The following is a 19,100-nucleotide window of genomic DNA, read 5'->3' as shown; positions in this document are numbered from 1 at the left end:
AAAAACAAACTTTGCTTGTATAATTTAGTTTACAAAGGCAATGAGATGCAGAAAATAAAAGACAGTTTATGTTAGAAATTACAGAATTTTTACCTTATCAACTTGTACATTTAGCCAATAAAGTAAGTGATGACTTTGCGAATGTGTATAAAGAGCAAGCCGATTTAACTTCGCCTCAATGGCGTGTTATGGCACATCTCGCACAATCGAGCTTTACTGCAAAACAGTTAATTGATCTCGCTCGAATTGATAAATCAACGATATCAAGAGCAATTAAACAACTAGAATCAAGAGGTTTAGTAGAGCTTAAAGCCGACGAAAGAGATAAGCGCAGCAAAGTACTGTTTTTAACTAAAGAAGGGCGAGAGATTTATAAAAAACTGTCAGTCTCAGCTAAAGCTTGGGAAAAGTCATTGTTAAAAGATCTGTCAGAACAAGAACGAGTGACATTGAAAGCAGTGTTACACAAACTTAATGAACACATATAAAAAAGGCCAACTTGCGTTGGCCTTAATAAATCTAATTTAGATTAGAAAGTGTATTTCACACCGAAACGCATTTCCCAAACTGATACATCTTTCTGTACAGATTGGTTAGCTGCATTTGGATTGAAGTCAGAGTAAACGTACTTACCGTCAACAATAGCTGCCTTAACAACTCGGTTACCTACGAAGTTACCTTTACGCATTACACCCCAGTCATCGTTTAACATGTTAGTTAAGTTGTCGATAACGAAGAATACTTCACCTTTGTGACCATCCATAAATCCAGGTACTTCTTGAGTGATCTTGAAGTCTAGCTTTTTGAACCAATCAGCATTTTGGCTATTTCGTGCTGCGATTTGACCACGATCTAAACCTTGCTCAGCGATCCAGTTATGGAAATCTTCGATCTCAGCTGATGTCATGTTGTAAGTTACTTTGTCATCATTGATTTCAGGAACATACATTAGCTGACGACCACTGCGTGAATTCCAGCTTGCATCACCAAACGCGCTGTCACTACCAGAGAATAGGTAGCTGTACGGTTGACCTTTGCTTGCCTGACCGAATAGGTTGAACTTAGTCTTGAAGCCGTCAATTAGTTCTACTTTATAACCAAGTTGTAAAGTAAAACGATGTGGTACTTCATAATCAGACGTAGATAAACTTGGTGCAGTCGGGTTGAATGTCGCGATGTTACCGTAGTTCGAACCAGCTGTTGAGCTTGTCATTGGGTTCACATCTTGAGAGTCAGTGAACGCATAAGATAGTGTTAAGTCAATACCATTATCAAAACGCTTGCTCATTGCAGCAGAGATGATGTGTGACTTAGCATCTGGACCTGATACGTTAGTTAACATGTAGTCGCCATCTCGACCGTCTTCACGCTCTTCAATAAGAGGACGACCGTCAGGTGCAGTTTCACCAGTTGTCTGAAGTGCAATGTCTTTTACAAGCGCTGAGTTCTGCTTATCTGTGTATAGGTAATCTACGCTGAATACATACTCGTCTTCAGTTGTGTAGGTTGCACCTAAAGCGATTTTCCACTCTGAAGGAATTTCAAAGTTAGGCGCAGTTGAGTTTACAGCACCGTCGCCATCACCGATAGCTGTGTTACCGATAGCGTCGTACATGTCTTTAGGAACATCGTAACCTGGTGTACCACCGTGCATGTTCGTTAACTCGGTTTCAAATAAGTTAGCATAGAAACCACGCTTACCAATTTGAGTCACACCATCATTTGAGTATGAGTTAGATAGCCATACATTCGGGTTACCACCAGAATATAGACCAATACCACCACGTACTTCTAACGCGTCATCAACATACCAGTTGAAACCTACACGTGGTTGAAGTAGGTCAACGCCGTCAAGGTTTTTAGTGTTCATGAAACCGTAACGTTCTTCAAAGCGCTTGTTTTCTGTTGGACTGTCATCACTTGTGTAACGGTCATAACGTAGACCGAACGTTAGTGTTGCATCGATATCAGAGAATGCGTATTCATCTTGAACGTAGAAAGTATGCTGCGCATAAGAGAATGAAGCAGCTACATCGTTAGGGTTGTTAGTACCAGCTGAGTTGTTGTAGAACGTGAATGCAGCACCGTTCTCATAATCTTCAATTGAGCTGAAACGGAATTCACCTTGTGTATGCTGCATGAATAGGTTGAATACATTTAATTCTTCAAATTCGTAACCAGCAGTGATTGTGTGCTCGTCAAGGTAATAAGTACCCGCTAATTTAAGCGTGAAGTTATCCCAGTCTAGATCGTTTGATTGACGAGAGTCATCTGGACCAATGTAAACTGTACCATCATCTTCAGTCGTGATTTGGAATTCACCGAAACCAGATGCAGCATCTAGTGATGCTTGGCGACCATCTAAATCAGTTTTACCGATGCGTACTTCAGTTGAAAGTTCATCAGTCCAGTCTGAATATAGTGACGCTACGATTGACGTCATCTCTGCGCCTTGCTCGTAGAAGTGGTTGCTTAGCGGTAGCTCATCACTTGCTTGGTCAGACTGAGATAAACGGAAACCATCATTCCAGTTGTACACTACGTTAGCACGGTGGCTGTCGTTAATGTTCCAATCAAGCTTAACTAGCAGTTTTTCATCTTCAACAGGCATACTAGGAACCATTGTACCCGGGTCATAGTTATACTTGTCTTTTGTAATTGCGATAATACGGTCAAGGTCAGACTGGCTTACAGTATTGTTTAAAGCACTGTAGCTAAATTGCTCAACACCTTCTAACTTCTCGTAAGAAGTAAATAGGAATAATGAATCTTCGATCAGAGGCATACCAACGTGGAAGCCGTAACGCTTTTCAGAGTAATCACCGTTGTCGATGTCTTCGCCTTCTACCTTATCACCCTTCATAGAGTCATTTGTGTAGTCGTAGAACATACCACCACTGATGTCGTTACCACCTGACTTTGTAACCGCGTTGATGTTACAAGAAGTGAAACCACCGTATTGAACGTCGAAAGGTGCTAGTTCAACAGCAACCTGGTCGATTGAATCAAAAGAGAAAGGTGCGCGAACAGTAGGGTAGCCGTTTGAACTTAGACCAAAGTTGTCGTTCATACGAACGCCGTCAAGTGTCAGGCTGTTAAAGCGAGGGTTACCACCACCACATTGGATAGCACCACGGCTCTCATCTACGTAAACACGTGGATCTGCACGAACGATATCACGAAGATCACGGTTAATTGCTGGTGCTTCTTGAAGGTTTTCAAGTGTGAAAGTCGCAGCAGGACCTGTACCACCAGACATCTGGCTAATTGGGCGACCTGTTACAACGATTTGCTCGATATCTGAAGGAGCTTTCAACTGAACGTTTACTGGGTAGTCAGAACCAAGAGAAAGATATACGTTTTCGATAAGCTGATCTTCAAAAGTCGTTGAATCAACGATGATTTGGTAAGGACCACCTACACGTAAACCCTTTGCTGAGAAGTAACCTGCATCATTTACAGTTGCCACTTTAGTTGAACCAGAAGGTAAGTGCATGATAGTTACTGTAGTACCAGTAGCTGGATTACCTTGTGGACCAACGATCTGACCTTTCACTGCAGAAGAGGTTTCGTTAGCAAACGCAGCGCCACTTGCACCGATGCCAGCAATAACTGCAAGCGATAGTGCCGTTTTGCGTAGTTGAGTTTTCATTTTATTGTTTCCCGTGTTGAGATTATTTAACTTACTTTTTTGCATGCCATTAACCACGCTTTTTGATAAGCGCTTCTGTTAACGGCTTTGCGTTACTGTCAAAAATTTGGTTAAGAAGCCCAGCTAAACGGATACCACCTTGTGACAAGCGCTTTTTGACAACAGGCATATGCTTGTAGACATAGCCATAACTGAGCTTTGTTTCGTTTTCACCGTATACGCGGTGAGATATTTTGTTCGATTCAACCAACCAATCAGCAGGCTGGCTATTTAAGTATGCCTTTATAGTCTTTTTATTTGACGTTTTTATGAAATCTGCAAACTCAGTGAAAGATAAATTTTCATTTTCAATAAGATGCGTATCCCACGTGCTATGCAAGTTTGTTTCTTTACCGAAGAAAGATACTTTAATTAAGTTACCTCCACGGTCTTCAGAGCGTCCAGCGTGGAAAGGCTGATGACTATCACCTACCAAATGCACTAGAAAGCTTAAAGCAAACTTTCTAGATTCTAAGTCGCTCTTATTGCTCTTTAAAATATTAATAGAATAATAAATTCCGTCTAAAATATGTGCAACTTTATCTCTGGAGTCAATAGAAGTGTTTACATATTGATGCATTTTTTTTGCATCTTTAATATTAATGTAATGCCATTTGCCAGATTCTTTTCGCCAGAAGTGCTCTGGATTAGAGCGCATTTCATCAGGCCAGGTTGAGATTTGGGCAAGAGAACTACCAGCTAATAAAGGCTGTAGGGCTGATTTAGTATTATCAGTTAAATGCATATCAGCTATTTCACCAATAACTCTGTGACCGTTTTGGCCCCAAGCAACTGCTTTTTGTGAACTAAGTACTGTTAACATTGTCAATGATAAAGCAAGTGTTTTAGTAACTGTTGTCAAATTCAACATGGTTAGCCCGTGTAAATCGTAATCTTATTAAGGTCAATTGTCCGTGTTTTTGAAGTTTGAATAAAGGACTCAAGTTTATTCATCATTACTTGTTAACAAAGTAGTTAAATCAAGGGTTTATGAAATTTAAATAATTTTACCTATTGTAATGAGTAAGTAAACTTGCTCTAATAGCCGTGTTGTCAATAAACTTACTTTTTGTTTTGTTAAAAAAATATAAATTATCGTTAAAAACTATCTTGTTCCTGTCTGTTATCACAAGTACATGGTTAGTTTGGCTATTATCTCAATTGGTTATTACTAGTACATCTATAGATCTGGTGCCGATACAGCAACATAAATTCCACTGCCAAACTTCATCAAGTGAAAACCAAGCCGTATTTAGAGTTAAAGTACCCACAAAACAACTTGCTGAACAAATACTTCCGGCGCTTTGTCAAAACAGTGTTCTTAAACGTCAATTTGGTCATGTTGAAGTTTTTTGGGGGGGAAGTTTAGCTGAACAAATCGAATTTTTTGGTAAAGGTATCGCAGATCTTATATTGAGCAAAGACAGTATTATGCAAGCACTTCGTGCCGATGCGACACATAACTACACACCGATTATTGGCTATTCAAGTTACTCTGCATTTTTTATTTCCAATAAAGAAAAACCTAAACTTGAAAAAGCGTATTTCCTTGATAAACGTATTGGTTTGCTTGATTATCCAACCAGTCGATCTGGCCATATTTTGCCAAAGAAAGCATTTAAGCAATTAGATTTAGATATTAAACACCTAAATATTACTTATGTTAGCTCTCACACCGCATTAAGAGAAAAGCTTGCAAATAATGAAGTAGATATTATCGCGTCTTATTGGAATGATCAGGCTGATGACGAAAAATTTTCTCATAACTATATTACCCCCATTGGTGATAATATTACTGGCAGCCGTTGGTACCTTAAATTGACAGAAAACAATACAGATCTCGCTTGTGCAGTGCAAACAATCACAACACAAATAGCGCAATCAGTAGGCAGTGCCTATTTTGAATCTCTAGAAAAGTTCTGGCAGTGCGATCTTTCACCTTATAAATTTATTGGTGAAAAATAATGATAAACATAAAACCAATTTATATTTTCACAGCAGCCGTTTTTGTTTTGTTAAGCTTGCTATTTTATTTGGGGCAAGAGAGTAAAATAGCACAGGCGGTTAAATTGCAGAGCGAACAAATAGCTAAGCGTGTCTCACTGGATGTCAGCAGCCTACCATTAGCTGAACCACTTTTTAACTATGCAGGCAATCAGCAAGAAGTAGATATTTATATTGAGAAATTAAATCAACAACTTGATTCACTTGACTCTAGAGTAAAAGTTGAATCGATATCTACTATTAAGCCAACTGATAAAGTATTTTTGGAATTGTTTGCGAATTATAAAACTATCTATTTGGTTTTAATTGCTGATAGAAGCCATGTTAAATACACATACATTATAGTGATGTTACTTACCTTCGCTAACGCATTACTCTATCGCAAAGTATTTAGAAAACATATTGAAAACAAAGTGAAAAAAAGAGCGGTTTCAGTCGAAACTATAAAACCAAAGTTAGTAATTGATTTATACTCAAAGTCACTATTTATAGAGGGGACTAATGAGATTCAAAGTCAATTGGCCAATAAGCCACTTTGCTTTTATCTGGCAATGATCGAATTTAGCCATGCTTACCCAGATTTAAACCTTCATTTAAATAAAGACGTGCCAGCTGAGTTACTTACTATCGCTGAAAAGTATTTTCATAGATTATCTGTTCTAGGACATACAGTTAGAAAAAGGCCAAATTTCTCGAACAGTTTAGAAAAAACTCTCAGTGAGATTAGGGCTGCACTTGACGAAATTTTAAGAGAAAGCCCAGAACTAAAAGCAAAACTGTACCCACCTAAAGCGCATGGTGAAGGGTCGCGCTCAAAATTACATAGCTATGGTCTTAAGGATTTATTAGACAGTGATTATGAGATAAGAGGCAAATAATGAATTAAAGATGCCAGATATGCCCTGGCATCTTTTATGAACATACAAGGAAGACTAATACTTATAGCTCGTTTACTTTAATAGGTGAGTATTTCTCAATATAGGCTTTTAATACTTCAGCATCAGTTCGTTCTGAAGGAACAAAGCCTTTTCTACCGACAAGCACTGGATAACCATCACCTCCCGCTGCATTGTAACTGTTGATACTCATTCTATAGGTTTTGTTAAGTTCTAAAGCTTGACCGTTAATTCTTATATTTACTAACTTGCCATCTTTTCGTTCAAAACTTAGCCCTTCATATTGTAAATAAGCACCAGCATCAATCGGGAAAGAAGTAACGATTTCAAGGTAATCAATAAGATCTTTACCTATCCAATTCATTGCCGTAATTCTGTTTTTAAAAGGATGAACTTTTAAAACGTCTTTATAACTGATCTCGCCCGCTTCAATACTATGACGTATTCCCCCACCACTGATCAGGCCAAAATCTGCTTTTACAGATTCTTTTTGTGCTTTAATAATGAGTCTTGCTAATGGGCTTTGCTTAAATCGTACAGTATCTCGTTTACCGTCTAAATAGGCATCAGTAAAACCGATTGGTAAATCAAGTTGACCTTTTCCTATTTTTTGGAATGGCTTTAATAGATCTAACATGTCTTGATCTTCTGGAATATATTCCCCGATCACTTCACCATTATTACTTTTTAAATTGACCGGAATTAGTTGATAATTCTCGAGCGTAATTTTTTTACCTTCGATTTTAAATTCTGCTTTACCAACATATTTTCCCCATTCATGGGCTTGCATGATCCAAGTACCATTCTGATTATCTGGCTTACAAGCTTTTCCTGGTGCAAAATCTTTATCTGGGTTACCGAGTGTATCTACGCAAACGGGTTCTTGAGAGTGTCCGCCAATGACCATATTGAGCGCGCCTTTTGGCAACTCTCTTGCTAAAGTAACATCGCCGGGTGCATTAATACCATATTTTGCATCGTGGTAATGGCCCATGTGAGTAACAGCAATAGTAACGTCGATATCTTCATATTTTTTATTAATATCGTTCAGTACTTTATTTGCAGCGATACTCGGTTTGATAAAGTCCAAATGGCCTACATACTCGGGATTGGCAATCTTGACTGTATCGACAGTGGTAAGTCCTATCACGCCAATTTTAAGACCATTTTTTTCTATAATCGTATATGGTTGGTAAGCATGAGAAGCATCACTTTTATTTAGAATATTCGCCGATAGAACAGGGAATTGAGCCCATTCAATTTGTTTATCAAGAATATGCAATGGATTATCAAATTCATGGTTGCCAATTGCCATGGCATCATAGCCAAGTAAACGCATACCTTTGAAATCAGGTTCTGCATATTGAAGGTCTGACTCTGGAACTCCTGTATTTATGTCGCCACCAGAAAGTAATAACACGGCATGACCATTTTTCTCGGCTGCATTTCTAAGCCTGTCGACAAGTGTTTTTCTTGCCGACATGCCATATTCACCTTTTTCGTTTTGCCAAAAACGTCCATGGTTATCGTTAGTATGAAGGATAGTAAGATATTCAGCTTTTGATTGCTGAACTGTATAGGTAGCACACCCTGAAAGTGCGATAGCTACCGAGAGAGCTAAAAATTTGCGCATAATAAACCCGTGTGTAGTAATTACGCGCTTAGTTTAAACTATATGCTCTAAAGCGCTACAGGTGGGCACTAATTTCTTTTTGAGCAACTTTTAAGCGCAGCAGTTTCTCTTCTTAGTAATTCTTGTTTTGCAAATGCACATTTCTCATGGTCAATTTCAACCATCCAGTTTAAAAAGCTTGCAGGTAAACTAGTGTATTTCTCGCCTTGATGAAGGCCGAAATCACAAATAGGTGATTCAGTATTCATTACTTAACCTGTTCTGTTGTTTTTATAGCCACTGCATCCTATCAAACTCAGATTAAAATAAAAGAACAAAACGTTACAGAAAGGTTAATTTTAATAACCGGTAGTTTTAAGAATTCTCTATATTAGATAATTAGTTGTTTAATTTATAGTTTTTGCTGTAGATTGTATACAGTTTTGTTTGGCATATCCAAGAGTAAATGATTAGGGCTCTATCGTGAAATTGAATACAGAAAGATTATTGCTAAGACAGGCAACTTTAAATGATGCCGGTTTTATTTATAAATTATTGAATCAAGATAGTTTTAAAAAAAATATAGCTGATAAAAGCATTAAAACTCATAAAGATGCAGAACATTACATTGAAACCGCTTTTTTAACACCTTATAAGTTAGATACTTTTTCACCTTATATTGTGTGTCTTAAAAATAATGATAAAGATTTCAGGCAAATTGGTGTATGTGGCTTATACAAAAGACCTGCATTACAGTACCCAGATATTGGTTATGCATTTTTAGATGAGTTTACTGGCTTTGGTTATGCGGTCGAAGCGGCAAGATGTGTCATTGATTACTCGCTCAATACGCTAGGACTGAAATACCTTTGTGGACTCACTGATCCTGAAAACACGGCAAGCATAAACTTACTAAAAAAATGTAAGTTCAACTTTGAAACACAAGTTATATTAAATGAAGAGCAGGGGGTGAGTAATCTGTATCAACTTTCACTTAAATAAATTTTATAAAATGATTTCAGATATTTTATCAGTAAGCTTTTCCCAGCTAGATTGATGTGCTTTGATGAGCGCATCAAATCCTGAATCTTCTAGTGGGGTTGAAATTGAGAACAGCTCAGAATTTAATAATATCTTACCTTCGGGATTAAACTGATAAATAAACCACTGGCCTTCAATCAGTGAACCAAACTCATAATGGCCAGCAAGTTTTGTAACAGTCACCTGGAGCATAAACTCACCATCTTGAGGCGCTGTTTTTCCGGCAGGGATCACTTTGTAATTTGATACCTTTTTTACCAAGCCACGTGCCATGGAGTCGGTAAACGTATATTTAGGGTGCTGAGACCAAAAGTGATAATTGGCAATATTGACAGAGTTATCTCTTAGAATCTGTATTAGAGGCTGTTGATCTGCAACGCCTTGGATCTTTACTTGATTGATATGTAGATATTTAGTTCCCGTCTGCTCAGAAGTTTTTGCTCTGTCTTCTTGTTGATACGCAAAGTCATAATATTTTAACTGAATGTTTTGGCCTGACGAGCAAGCTGTTAACGTCAGTAGTACCAATATAATAGTTAAATTACGCATTATCGCTTCTCTGGAATTGGGTCATTTGGAATGTTTTTATCAAATATCAGCATAGTTGGTTGCTCATTTAACCCCTTGGAAATAGGTTTAAGTGTGTTTGATAAATTTTCTAGCTCTTGTAATGTATTTGTTAACTGATCAACAACTCCAGACTCTTGTTGGTAGCTAGACAATGTGGTTTCAAATTGCTTCAAGCTACTAGTGAGTTGAGTAAGTGTTGTCTCTAATTGAGTTAAATTTTTAGCCACTTTATCTGCAGTCTCGTTGTTATTTAGTTCGTGGATCATGATCTTTAATTCTTTTGCAAGAGATTGGTATGCCACTAATGTATTGTTTAATGTGTTGGTGGTTTGTTCAAATGGCAGTTTATTTAATTTGTTAACTAAGGCTGTCATTTGTTCCGATAAAGCAGTGAAACCACTCGATATGCTTGGAAGAACAGGGTATATGTCAGTTTTAGTGACATAACTCATCTCATTAGCATTATTATAAAAATCAAAATCTATATATACCGCACCGGTTAACAAATTGCCACTTTTTAGTGATGCCCGTAATCCAGAGATAATCCATTTGTCTATATTTTGTTGCCAATATTGTTTTGCTAACTGCTCATTTTTATAAATTCTGCCATATTCAATTTTTATCAGAACCGGCACTTGTGTGTTGTCTTGCTCAAAGTATATGGGTTCTCCATCTTTCTCTATTTGGGCCGGTGCTTGTTCAACAGTGCCAATCCTCATTCCCCTGTATTCCACAGGAGCACCTGCATTGAGACCACGAATTGACTGTTCAAATTCGACAATATAAAAGTCGAAATCATCAAAGCGTTTTTCTAGTGCTTGCGAATAGTTTTTATGCAAAGCATAAGTTTTATTAGCGACTGCAATATCATTAGGCTTTTGTTCTGGAGGGTAATCAACAGATATACCGCCTTTGATTAACTTTGATAAACTTCCAGTTGAAAATTGTACGCCGGATGTATTGAGGCTGAAATCAACGCCTGAACTAACCCAGAAAATAGTGTTGTTAGTGATCAGTTTATCATATGGAGAAAAGACAAAGATGCCGTAATGCATAGACAATGTATCAACATCAAATCGTCCGGATTCAATCTGACCTATTCGGTAGCCTCTAAAATAGATAGATGTGCCAACATCGAGAACTTCTGCTGAATTCGCCGTTAATTTGAAACGCTTACCTTCTATGTCATTACTTATCAAAGCTGGTTCATCTTGCAGGGTGAATAAATAGGACAGGCTTTGGCTTTGTCCTGGCTCTAGTTCTAAATACGCTCCTGATAGTAAGGTATTCATACCTGATATGCCTGATTGATCTATGCGAGGCTTAACAACCCAGAATTTGGCATCTTCAGTTAGTAAGTCACCATATTGATTGCCGATTTGAACTTTAGCTAACACACCATTTTGAGATAAATCTAATTCTAGGCCTTTTACTAAACCGACCTTAACATTTCTTACTTTAACTTCTGTTTTACCCGCTGTTATACCATCAGCTGTCGTCATTTTTACATAAATAGTATGACCTTGATCGGTTTGGTATTTAAATAACATCCAAGCAGTTATAAGCAGTGCGATAATTGGAATAATCCAAATCACAGTAAATTTTGGCTTAGACTCGATATAAGCATGTTCATTCATGATTGTGAAACTTGTCCCATAAAATCCGAGGGTCAAAACTATTCACGGCGACGATCTGACATAACACCATGATAGTAAAAAAAACGATACCAATTTGAGGTTCAACACTGAGCACAGTACCAAGTTGTACCAAAGAAACCAAAATAATCACGACGAAAACATCAATCATTGACCATTTCCCCATTATTTCCAACCAACGATAAATTGTGCTTGCCCGTTTAGGGTGCGTACACTTTCTCGATTGTAATATTAAGTAGAACAATGCCACGGCTTTAATAATCGGAATACAGACACTGGCTAAGAATATTAGCATAGCGACTGGGTAGGAGCCTGATTGCCACATAACAACTACGCCAGAGAAAATAGTAGCAGGTGTTTCATTGCCTAGATTAACGGTATTCATAATGGGTAGCAGGTTTGCAGGGATTAAAAAGACCGTTGCAGTGACCATCCAAACAATTGCTCTTTGCGCTGAGTTTGGCTTTCTGAAATAAGTTTTAGTATAACACCGCGGGCAATGGGTTTCTCTGGTAAGCTGAGAGCAAGTTAAACATTGTTTGAGTTCTTGTGCTCTCGCGCTTTTACCATCATGAAGCAGTGCGGGTTGAAACAGCATCTGCTGCCTCTCCCATAATTCAGTTTCATTTATTAAAGACAAGGTCTCTATAAAACAAACTACAAATAAAATATAAGCCCAAAAGCCAAGACCAAATCCGATATCTGCGAGAGACATTAATTTAAAAACACTGACTAAAACGGCTACGAGGAATATATCTGCGAGATTAAGCGTTTTTGTCTTATTGAGTAAACGTGCTAGATAGCGAGCATTATGAGGATTTAGGTCTTGCCAATAATGGCTGTTAGTTAATAGTACAAGTAAGCATACAAACAATGGGATTAAAAATGTACTGAACACGAAAATACCAGACAGAACGACACTATATTTATCTGCGAGCAAACTAAAGGCCTGCCATAAACTTATATCTTGAACTAGTCCATGTTGGCTGAAGCTTACAAAAGAGGGATAAAGACTAGAAAAAAGGAATAATAGACTGGTAAGGCTGAATGCAATCAACCATTGTTGTTGATTAGCTTGATAACTGACTATCTCATTTTTACAACAAGGACAAATTGCACGCTGATGTTCTCCAAGTGAAGACACACGAACTAATGAGTCACAATGTTTGCAGGCGAGGATCATATATAGCAAGTTTTATTCTAGTTAAGTATCTACTGAGTTTGATTTACAGCAGTAAACAAAGCAAGGTAATTGCGTTATTTGGTATTTAAAGAAGAAAAAGTGCCTACAAAACAGGCAAAAGAAAAATAATTTCAAAAAAATGCATTTTTTTTTATTTTTACGCTTGAATTCAAAAACACTGCCCCTATTTACTAGTCATCGAAACGAACAACGAATTTTGAAGTCGGAGAAGATTCATGGGTAAAATTATTGGAATCGATTTAGGTACTACTAACTCTTGTGTTGCAGTACTAGATGGTGATAGCGCACGCGTTATTGAAAATGCTGAGGGTGATCGTACAACCCCATCAATTATTGCTTTCACTGAAGAAGGTGAAACTTTAGTAGGTCAGCCAGCTAAACGCCAAGCGGTTACAAACCCTAAAAACACATTATTTGCAATCAAGCGTTTAATCGGTCGTCGCTTTGAAGACGAAGAAGTACAACGTGACATTGGCATCATGCCTTTCACTATTACTAAAGCAGACAATGGTGATGCATGGGTAGAAGTACGTGGTGAAAAACGTGCTGCACCTCAGATTTCAGCTGAAGTGCTTAAGAAAATGAAAAAGACAGCGGAAGACTTCTTAGGTGAAGAAGTAACAGAAGCTGTAATCACAGTACCAGCTTATTTCAACGATTCTCAGCGTCAAGCGACAAAAGATGCTGGTCGTATCGCTGGTCTTGAAGTGAAGCGTATCATCAATGAGCCAACTGCTGCTGCACTTGCATACGGCATGGACAAGAAACAAGGCGACAATGTTGTTGCTGTATATGACCTTGGTGGTGGTACATTCGATATCTCAATCATCGAAATCGATGAAGTAGATGGCGAGCACACGTTTGAAGTACTTGCTACAAATGGTGACACGCACTTAGGTGGTGAAGACTTTGATAACCGTGTTATTAACTACTTAGTTGCTGAATTCCAAAAAGATCAAGGTATTGACCTTAAGAATGACCCGCTTGCAATGCAGCGTGTTAAAGAAGCAGCAGAAAAAGCGAAGATTGAGCTTTCAAGTGCACAGCAAACAGAAGTTAACTTACCTTATGTGACAGCAGACGCGACTGGTCCTAAGCACATGAACGTAAAACTAACTCGCGCTAAGCTTGAATCTTTAGTAGAAGATTTAGTAACTCAATCAATTGAGCCATTAAAGCGTGCACTTGCTGATGCAGATCTTTCTGTGAGCGACGTTAACGACATCATCCTTGTTGGTGGTCAAACACGTATGCCATTAGTGCAAAAGACAGTAACTGAATTCTTCGGTAAAGAGCCTCGTAAAGACGTAAACCCTGATGAAGCGGTTGCTGTAGGTGCTGCAGTTCAAGGTGGTGTATTAGCTGGTGACGTAAAAGATGTATTACTACTAGACGTTTGTCCTTTATCACTTGGTATTGAGACTATGGGTCAGGTAATGACTGCACTAATTGAGAAGAACACGACTATCCCTACTAAGAAGTCGCAAACGTTCTCAACTGCAGAAGACAACCAGTCAGCAGTTACAATTCATGTACTACAAGGTGAGCGTAAGCGTTCAAGCGACAACAAGTCTCTTGGTCAGTTTAACCTTGAAGGTATTCGCCCAGCACAGCGTGGTGTACCACAAATCGAAGTAACATTTGATGTTGATGCTGATGGTATCTTACACGTATCTGCAAAAGATAAAGATACTGGTAAAGAGCAAAAGATCACTATCCAAGCTTCATCTGGTCTAAACGATGATGAAATTGAGCAAATGGTTCGTGATGCTGAAGCGAATGCTGAAGAAGATAAGAAGTTCGAAGAACTTGTTGCCTCACGTAACCAAGCTGATGCAATGGTTCACGGTACTCGTAAGCAAATCGAAGAAGCGGGTGATGCACTACCAGCAGAAGACAAAACTGCAATCGAAGCGGCACTTTCTGAACTAGAAACTGCAATTAAAGGCGAAAGCAAAGAAGAGATCGATGCTAAAGTTCAAGCGCTAGCTGAGAAATCTCAGAAGCTTATGGAAATTGCTCAAGCAAATGCACAAGCGCAACAAGCACAAGGTGCTGACGCCGGTGCACAGCAGCAAGGTTCAGCTAAGCAAGATGATGACGTAGTTGATGCAGAATTTGAAGAAGTAAAAGACAATAAATAATTGTTGAATTTCAAGGGCGCATTTAAAATGCGCCCTTAGTCTATTCAAAATCTGAAAAAATAAATGTTCTGGTAGTTAAAACTGCCCTTAACTGAGTAACAAAACTATGTCAAAACGTGATTATTATGAAGTGTTAGGTGTTGCAAAAGACGCCAGTGAACGTGACATAAAAAAAGCTTATAAACGCTTAGCAATGAAGTATCACCCAGATAGAACTGCGGGTGATGCAGATTTAGAAGCCAAGTTTAAAGAAGTAAAAGAAGCGTACGAAGTACTCACAGACAGTCAAAAACGTCAGATGTATGACCAATACGGCCACGCAGCTTTTGATCAAAATGGTGGTGGCGGCCATGGTGGCTTTGGCGGAGGCCATGGTGACTTTGGTGATATTTTCGGTGACGTATTCGGTGATATTTTTGGTGGCGGCGGTCGTCGTCAATCACGTCAACAACGCGGTTCAGATCTTCGCTACAATATGGAACTCAGCCTTGAAGAGGCTGTTCGTGGTAAAGAAGTTGAAATCAAGGTGCCAACTTGGGTAAGTTGTGAACCTTGTGACGGAAGTGGGGCTAAAGCTGGCTCTAAACCTAAGACGTGTCCAACTTGTCATGGCGCGGGTCAAGTGCAAATGCGCCAAGGCTTTTTTGCTGTTCAGCAAACATGTCCTACATGTCAAGGTACAGGCTCTGTTATTTCAGATCCATGTGATAGTTGCCACGGCCAAGGCCGTGTTGAAAAGACCAAGACGTTATCAGTAAAAATTCCAGCAGGCGTTGATACTGGCGACCGTATTCGTCTTACGGGTGAAGGTGAGGCCGGTATGCATGGCGCACCATCTGGTGATTTATATGTGCAAGTTTCTGTGCGTGAACACCCGATATTCACGCGTGATGGCAATAACTTGTACTGCGAGGTACCAATTAGCTTCACTACAGCAGCAATAGGCGGAGAAATAGAAGTCCCGACCCTAGATGGCCGAGCAAACCTAAAAATTCCAGCTGAAAGCCAAACAGGTAAGATGTTCCGCATGCGTGGTAAAGGTGTTAAATCTGTACGCAGCGGTTCAGTCGGTGACCTAATTTGTAAAGTGGTAATTGAAACACCAGTAAACTTAAATGACAGACAAAAAGAACTGTTAAAAGAGTTAGAAGAAAGCATGGGTGCAGACAACGGTAAAAACAGACCGAAAGCACAAGGTTTCTTTGATGGTGTTAAGAAGTTCTTCGATGACTTAACAAAGTAAAATTTGTTGAACCAAAAACGGCGCTACGCGCCGTTTTTCTTTTCTAATCTAAAATTAATAGATAGTCTTGTTCACCCTCACATCGACATGCTTGTGATTGACCATCCTTTTGACCAAATAAACTTCCTGATTTACAACCAAACAATTGGCATTTTGCCTCACAGGCCATTGCATCTCGCCATGTGACATACTCGTCATTCATGAAACTAAATGCAGAAGTAACCGTCAGCATGCCTATGAAAAGAGTGAGCACTTTAAGCTTTGATTTAAGCCACATGCGACACCTCTTTTTCATAAGTATTAGACTTTAGTCTAATGCTTAAACGTCATTGTTCAAGTAAAGAGCCATGTTATGTTGGCAATCAATTTAAGCTGTATTTTTAAAATTTAATGTTTAGAACTAACCACCTAAATTCAGATTCTTTAACTATGAAAATTAGAGTGATTGATTTATAAACTAAAATTTAATTTAAAGATTTTAATTCCGACTTGGCTCTGAATTTTTCTGTTGTTTTAATAACCAAACTCTGCAAGTCCAAATTTTTATATTCAAAAATTTTCTAAGTTGAGCTTACACGTGTAAGCCTATCTATTTCAATGACTTAAACTACCATTTGCAAAGGCATAGTAATTTTCTTGTTAAATAATTGCATAGAGTAATTGATCTAACGCGTTTTTTGTGCCGTAATGTAGGTATATTCAACTGGTCTGATGAGTTAGTTATGAGTTTAAGAACACAATTTAGAAAAGTATTACCAAGTATCTCAATTACAGAACAAGAAGCGCTAGACGCAGGTGATGTTTGGTTAGAAGGTTCAATCTACCAAGGTAAGCCTGATTTTAGTGCACTCCGTGCCGTGCCAGAGGCAACACTTTCGGCAGAAGAACAAGCTTTCATTGATGGTCCAGTGAAAGAGTTAATGGCTATGATTGATGATTCTGTTATTCAAAACAGTAAGCATCTTCCTGAACATATTTTAGATTTCTTGAAGAAAGAACGATTCTTCTCTTTGATCATTCCAAAATCTTACGGTGGCCGAGAGTTTAGCCCTTATGCTAATTCAACCATCGTAGGTACAATAGCGACTAAATCTTCAGCTGTAGCGGTTACTGTTATGGTGCCTAATTCATTAGGTCCGGGCGAGTTATTAATGCACTACGGTACTGAAGAGCAGCGCGCGCATTACTTACCTCGTTTAGCTAATGGTACTGATATTCCATGTTTTGCACTTACGAGCCCTGAAGCAGGTTCTGATGCCGGTGGTATTCCAGATCAAGGTATCGTAACTAAAGGTATGCACAATGGTGAAGAAGTTCTAGGTTTAGAGATTACTTGGGACAAGCGTTACATCACTCTCGCACCTATTGCGACAGTATTAGGTCTTGCATTCAAAGTATTTGATCCTGAAGGGCTATTAGGTGGTAAAGAAGAGTTAGGGATTACGTGTGCTTTAATTCCAAAATCACATCCAGGTGTTGAGCTTGGTAATCGCCATGACCCTATGGGTATCCGTTTTTATAATGGTACTACGCGCGGCAATAAAGTGTTTATTCCAATGGAGTTCATCATTGGCGGTCAGAAAAACATCGGTCGTGGCTGGCAGATGCTTGTTAGTTGTCTTGGTGCCGGTCGTGGTATCTCGCTTCCAGCTTTAGGTGTTTCAACAAGCCAGGTAGCACTTAAGTCGGCTTCAGAATATGCCGCGGTTCGTGAGCAGTTTGGTCTATCAATTGGCCAATTCGAAGGTATTCAAGAAAAGCTTGCTGACATAGCAGGTAAAACTTACCTTCAAGAGTCGATGCGTGTGTTGACCACTGAAGGTTTAGGCATGGGGCTGAAACCATCAGTTGTTACTGCTATCGCAAAATATCATATGACTGAAATCGGTCGTGATGTGCTTGACTCGGCAATGGACATTCTTGCTGGTAAAGCTATACAAAACGGTCCTCAGAATACACTAGCAAGCGGATATGTAGCGCAGCCAATCGCAATCACTGTTGAAGGCGCAAACATTTTAACTCGCAACCTGATGATTTTTGGCCAGGGTGTAATGCGTTGTCACCCGCATCTTCAAGAAATGGTTGAAGCAATTCATAGTGAGGAAGCAGACGCTGATAAGAAGTTTAATAAAAAATTCCGTCAAACAGTGGGTTACGGCATTTCGAATGGCCTACGTGCATTCGGCTTAGGCTTAATGCCGTTTATGGCTAGCAGTCAAAGTTCATTGCCTGAAGTTAAACCATATGAGAAAGCAGTTATGCAGTTATCATCTCGTTTAGCCCTTTTTGCTGATTTCTCATTATTAGTTCTAGGCGGTAAGTTAAAGCAAGCTGAGATGTTATCTGCACGCCTTGGTGACGTAATGAGTTATCTATATGCAGCAATGGCTTCTATTAAATACTATGAACAGAAAGTATCTGAGTCAGAGCGTGCACAAGCAGCACCTTACTTTCATTATGCAACGCGTTGGGCATTACAAAATGCAGAAAATGCGTTACATAAATTCTTAGACAACTTCCCTGCAAGTTTTGCTCGTAAGTTCTTACGTGTAGCAACATTACAATTTAGCCATAGAATGGCGAAAATTGATGATAACTTAATTCGCGAATTAGCTTCAGCGGCACAGCAAGACACGGCATTTAAGTCACAGATCACAAAACTAGTTAAACCAACTGCAGGTGATGGTCACGATATTAACGAGCAGGCTTACAAGGCGAAAATGGCTTGTCTTGATTTACTTAAAGTACTTAAGAAAGCACTTCGTTCAAAACAAGTAAAACCAGGCGTGCGTTTTGCAGACACATTAGATAACGCTTTAGCCGCAAATGTCATTACTAGCGAGCAATATGCTAAGTTAATTGATTACAACAAGAAACGTGAAAAAGCGATTCGAGTTGATGAGTTTGATTTCGACTTAAACCTTATTGATGATTGTCCGTTGAATGCTGAGATTCAGCAGGCCAGTTAACAATCGTGGAGAACAACGCCCAGCAATTCGCTGGGCGTTTTTAATTTAGGCGCGTACAATAAATCTAAGTC

General features: G+C 38.9%; 15 protein-coding genes. 7 read left to right on the top strand and 8 right to left on the bottom strand.

Annotation, left to right across the window (positions count from 1 at the left end; genetic code table 11):
• Window positions 1–68: 68 nt before the first annotated feature.
• Window positions 69–488 (top strand): MarR family winged helix-turn-helix transcriptional regulator, encoded by a 420-nt coding sequence (locus ACXAC4_RS24425; RefSeq protein ID WP_475166779.1) that lies wholly within the window; start codon window positions 69–71, stop codon window positions 486–488.
• Window positions 489–529: 41 nt separating this feature from the next.
• Here the strand turns inward: ACXAC4_RS24425 and ACXAC4_RS24420 are convergent, their stop codons facing one another.
• Both ACXAC4_RS24420 and ACXAC4_RS24415 read right to left on the bottom strand, forming a co-directional pair.
• Complete coding sequence (locus tag ACXAC4_RS24420) at window positions 530–3,652, bottom strand: TonB-dependent receptor (protein ID WP_475166777.1); 3,123 nt, start codon at window positions 3,650–3,652, stop codon at window positions 530–532.
• Window positions 3,653–3,701: 49 nt separating this feature from the next.
• Window positions 3,702–4,514, bottom strand: a complete 813-nt coding sequence (locus ACXAC4_RS24415; protein ID WP_475167735.1) for a S1/P1 nuclease — start codon at window positions 4,512–4,514, stop codon at window positions 3,702–3,704.
• 287 nt (window positions 4,515–4,801) lie between these two features.
• Between ACXAC4_RS24415 and ACXAC4_RS24410 the strand changes: the two genes are divergently transcribed.
• Window positions 4,802–5,656 (top strand): PhnD/SsuA/transferrin family substrate-binding protein, encoded by an 855-nt coding sequence (locus ACXAC4_RS24410; RefSeq protein ID WP_475166773.1) that lies wholly within the window; start codon window positions 4,802–4,804, stop codon window positions 5,654–5,656.
• On the top strand, window positions 5,656–6,573 hold the full coding sequence (locus ACXAC4_RS24405) for a hypothetical protein (RefSeq protein ID WP_475166768.1): 918 nt from the start codon (window positions 5,656–5,658) through the stop codon (window positions 6,571–6,573). Before ACXAC4_RS24410 ends, ACXAC4_RS24405 begins: the two co-directional genes overlap by 1 nt.
• A gap of 61 nt (window positions 6,574–6,634) precedes the next feature.
• On the opposite strand, the gene ushA is transcribed toward ACXAC4_RS24405, so the two are convergent.
• Both ushA and ACXAC4_RS24395 read right to left on the bottom strand, forming a co-directional pair.
• Entirely contained in the window at window positions 6,635–8,224 is a 1,590-nt protein-coding gene (ushA, locus tag ACXAC4_RS24400; protein ID WP_475166765.1) for a bifunctional UDP-sugar hydrolase/5'-nucleotidase UshA, read from the bottom strand.
• A 68-nt stretch (window positions 8,225–8,292) separates the two neighbouring features.
• Window positions 8,293–8,472, bottom strand: a complete 180-nt coding sequence (locus tag ACXAC4_RS24395) for a hypothetical protein (RefSeq protein ID WP_138479514.1) — start codon at window positions 8,470–8,472, stop codon at window positions 8,293–8,295.
• Window positions 8,473–8,686: 214 nt separating this feature from the next.
• Here ACXAC4_RS24395 and ACXAC4_RS24390 point away from each other — a divergent pair, with 214 nt between their 5' ends.
• The gene (locus ACXAC4_RS24390; protein ID WP_475166760.1) at window positions 8,687–9,205 is read left to right on the top strand and encodes a GNAT family N-acetyltransferase; all 519 of its coding nucleotides are present in this window, start codon (window positions 8,687–8,689) and stop codon (window positions 9,203–9,205) included.
• Between the two features lie 3 nt (window positions 9,206–9,208).
• Here ACXAC4_RS24390 and ACXAC4_RS24385 read toward each other — a convergent pair whose 3' ends face one another.
• From ACXAC4_RS24385 to ACXAC4_RS24375, 3 genes are read right to left on the bottom strand one after another with little or no spacing between them, the layout of a single operon-like run.
• Window positions 9,209–9,793 carry a PqiC family protein gene (locus tag ACXAC4_RS24385; RefSeq protein ID WP_475166757.1) on the bottom strand — a complete coding sequence of 195 codons (585 nt, stop codon included), beginning with the start codon at window positions 9,791–9,793 and terminating at the stop codon, window positions 9,209–9,211.
• On the bottom strand, window positions 9,793–11,451 hold the full coding sequence (gene pqiB / locus ACXAC4_RS24380; protein ID WP_475166754.1) for an intermembrane transport protein PqiB: 1,659 nt from the start codon (window positions 11,449–11,451) through the stop codon (window positions 9,793–9,795). Before pqiB ends, ACXAC4_RS24385 begins: the two co-directional genes overlap by 1 nt.
• A complete protein-coding gene (locus tag ACXAC4_RS24375; protein WP_475167732.1) occupies window positions 11,444–12,652 on the bottom strand; it encodes a PqiA/YebS family transporter subunit in 1,209 nt (402 codons plus the stop codon). The genes pqiB and ACXAC4_RS24375 overlap by 8 nt, the downstream gene beginning before the upstream one ends.
• A 236-nt stretch (window positions 12,653–12,888) precedes the next feature.
• Between ACXAC4_RS24375 and dnaK the strand changes: the two genes are divergently transcribed.
• Together dnaK and dnaJ are read left to right on the top strand one after the other, a co-directional pair.
• Window positions 12,889–14,817 (top strand): molecular chaperone DnaK, encoded by a 1,929-nt coding sequence (dnaK, locus tag ACXAC4_RS24370; RefSeq protein WP_138560357.1) that lies wholly within the window; start codon window positions 12,889–12,891, stop codon window positions 14,815–14,817.
• Window positions 14,818–14,923: 106 nt separating this feature from the next.
• A complete protein-coding gene (gene dnaJ, locus ACXAC4_RS24365) occupies window positions 14,924–16,060 on the top strand; it encodes a molecular chaperone DnaJ (RefSeq protein WP_475166750.1) in 1,137 nt (378 codons plus the stop codon).
• Window positions 16,061–16,103: 43 nt separating this feature from the next.
• Here dnaJ and ACXAC4_RS24360 read toward each other — a convergent pair whose 3' ends face one another.
• Window positions 16,104–16,337, bottom strand: a complete 234-nt coding sequence (locus ACXAC4_RS24360) for a hypothetical protein (protein ID WP_421964082.1) — start codon at window positions 16,335–16,337, stop codon at window positions 16,104–16,106.
• A gap of 445 nt (window positions 16,338–16,782) precedes the next feature.
• On the opposite strand from ACXAC4_RS24360, the gene ACXAC4_RS24355 reads away from it, so the two are divergent.
• The gene (locus tag ACXAC4_RS24355; RefSeq protein WP_475166747.1) at window positions 16,783–19,029 is read left to right on the top strand and encodes an acyl-CoA dehydrogenase; all 2,247 of its coding nucleotides are present in this window, start codon (window positions 16,783–16,785) and stop codon (window positions 19,027–19,029) included.
• Window positions 19,030–19,100 lie beyond the last annotated feature (71 nt).

Source organism: Pseudoalteromonas sp. AWM4_233, from assembly GCF_056158285.1.
The sequence above is the reverse complement of the archived record's forward strand: the minus strand, read 5'-3'. Positions and strand labels throughout refer to the sequence as shown.

Excerpts from the sequence above, each read along its gene's own strand:
- ACXAC4_RS24425 (WP_475166779.1), top strand. The coding sequence starts at position 69 with ATGTTAGAAATTACAGAATTTTTACCTTATCAACTTGTACATTTAGCC.
- ACXAC4_RS24420 (WP_475166777.1), bottom strand. The coding sequence starts at position 3,652 with ATGAAAACTCAACTACGCAAAACGGCACTATCGCTTGCAGTTATTGCT.
- ACXAC4_RS24415 (WP_475167735.1), bottom strand. The coding sequence starts at position 4,514 with ATGTTAACAGTACTTAGTTCACAAAAAGCAGTTGCTTGGGGCCAAAAC.
- ACXAC4_RS24405 (WP_475166768.1), top strand. The coding sequence starts at position 5,656 with ATGATAAACATAAAACCAATTTATATTTTCACAGCAGCCGTTTTTGTT.
- ushA (WP_475166765.1), bottom strand. The coding sequence starts at position 8,224 with ATGCGCAAATTTTTAGCTCTCTCGGTAGCTATCGCACTTTCAGGGTGT.
- ACXAC4_RS24395 (WP_138479514.1), bottom strand. The coding sequence starts at position 8,472 with ATGAATACTGAATCACCTATTTGTGATTTCGGCCTTCATCAAGGCGAG.
- ACXAC4_RS24385 (WP_475166757.1), bottom strand. The coding sequence starts at position 9,793 with ATGCGTAATTTAACTATTATATTGGTACTACTGACGTTAACAGCTTGC.
- pqiB (WP_475166754.1), bottom strand. The coding sequence starts at position 11,451 with ATGAATGAACATGCTTATATCGAGTCTAAGCCAAAATTTACTGTGATT.
- ACXAC4_RS24375 (WP_475167732.1), bottom strand. The coding sequence starts at position 12,652 with ATGATCCTCGCCTGCAAACATTGTGACTCATTAGTTCGTGTGTCTTCA.
- dnaK (WP_138560357.1), top strand. The coding sequence starts at position 12,889 with ATGGGTAAAATTATTGGAATCGATTTAGGTACTACTAACTCTTGTGTT.
- dnaJ (WP_475166750.1), top strand. The coding sequence starts at position 14,924 with ATGTCAAAACGTGATTATTATGAAGTGTTAGGTGTTGCAAAAGACGCC.
- ACXAC4_RS24360 (WP_421964082.1), bottom strand. The coding sequence starts at position 16,337 with ATGTGGCTTAAATCAAAGCTTAAAGTGCTCACTCTTTTCATAGGCATG.
- ACXAC4_RS24355 (WP_475166747.1), top strand. The coding sequence starts at position 16,783 with ATGAGTTTAAGAACACAATTTAGAAAAGTATTACCAAGTATCTCAATT.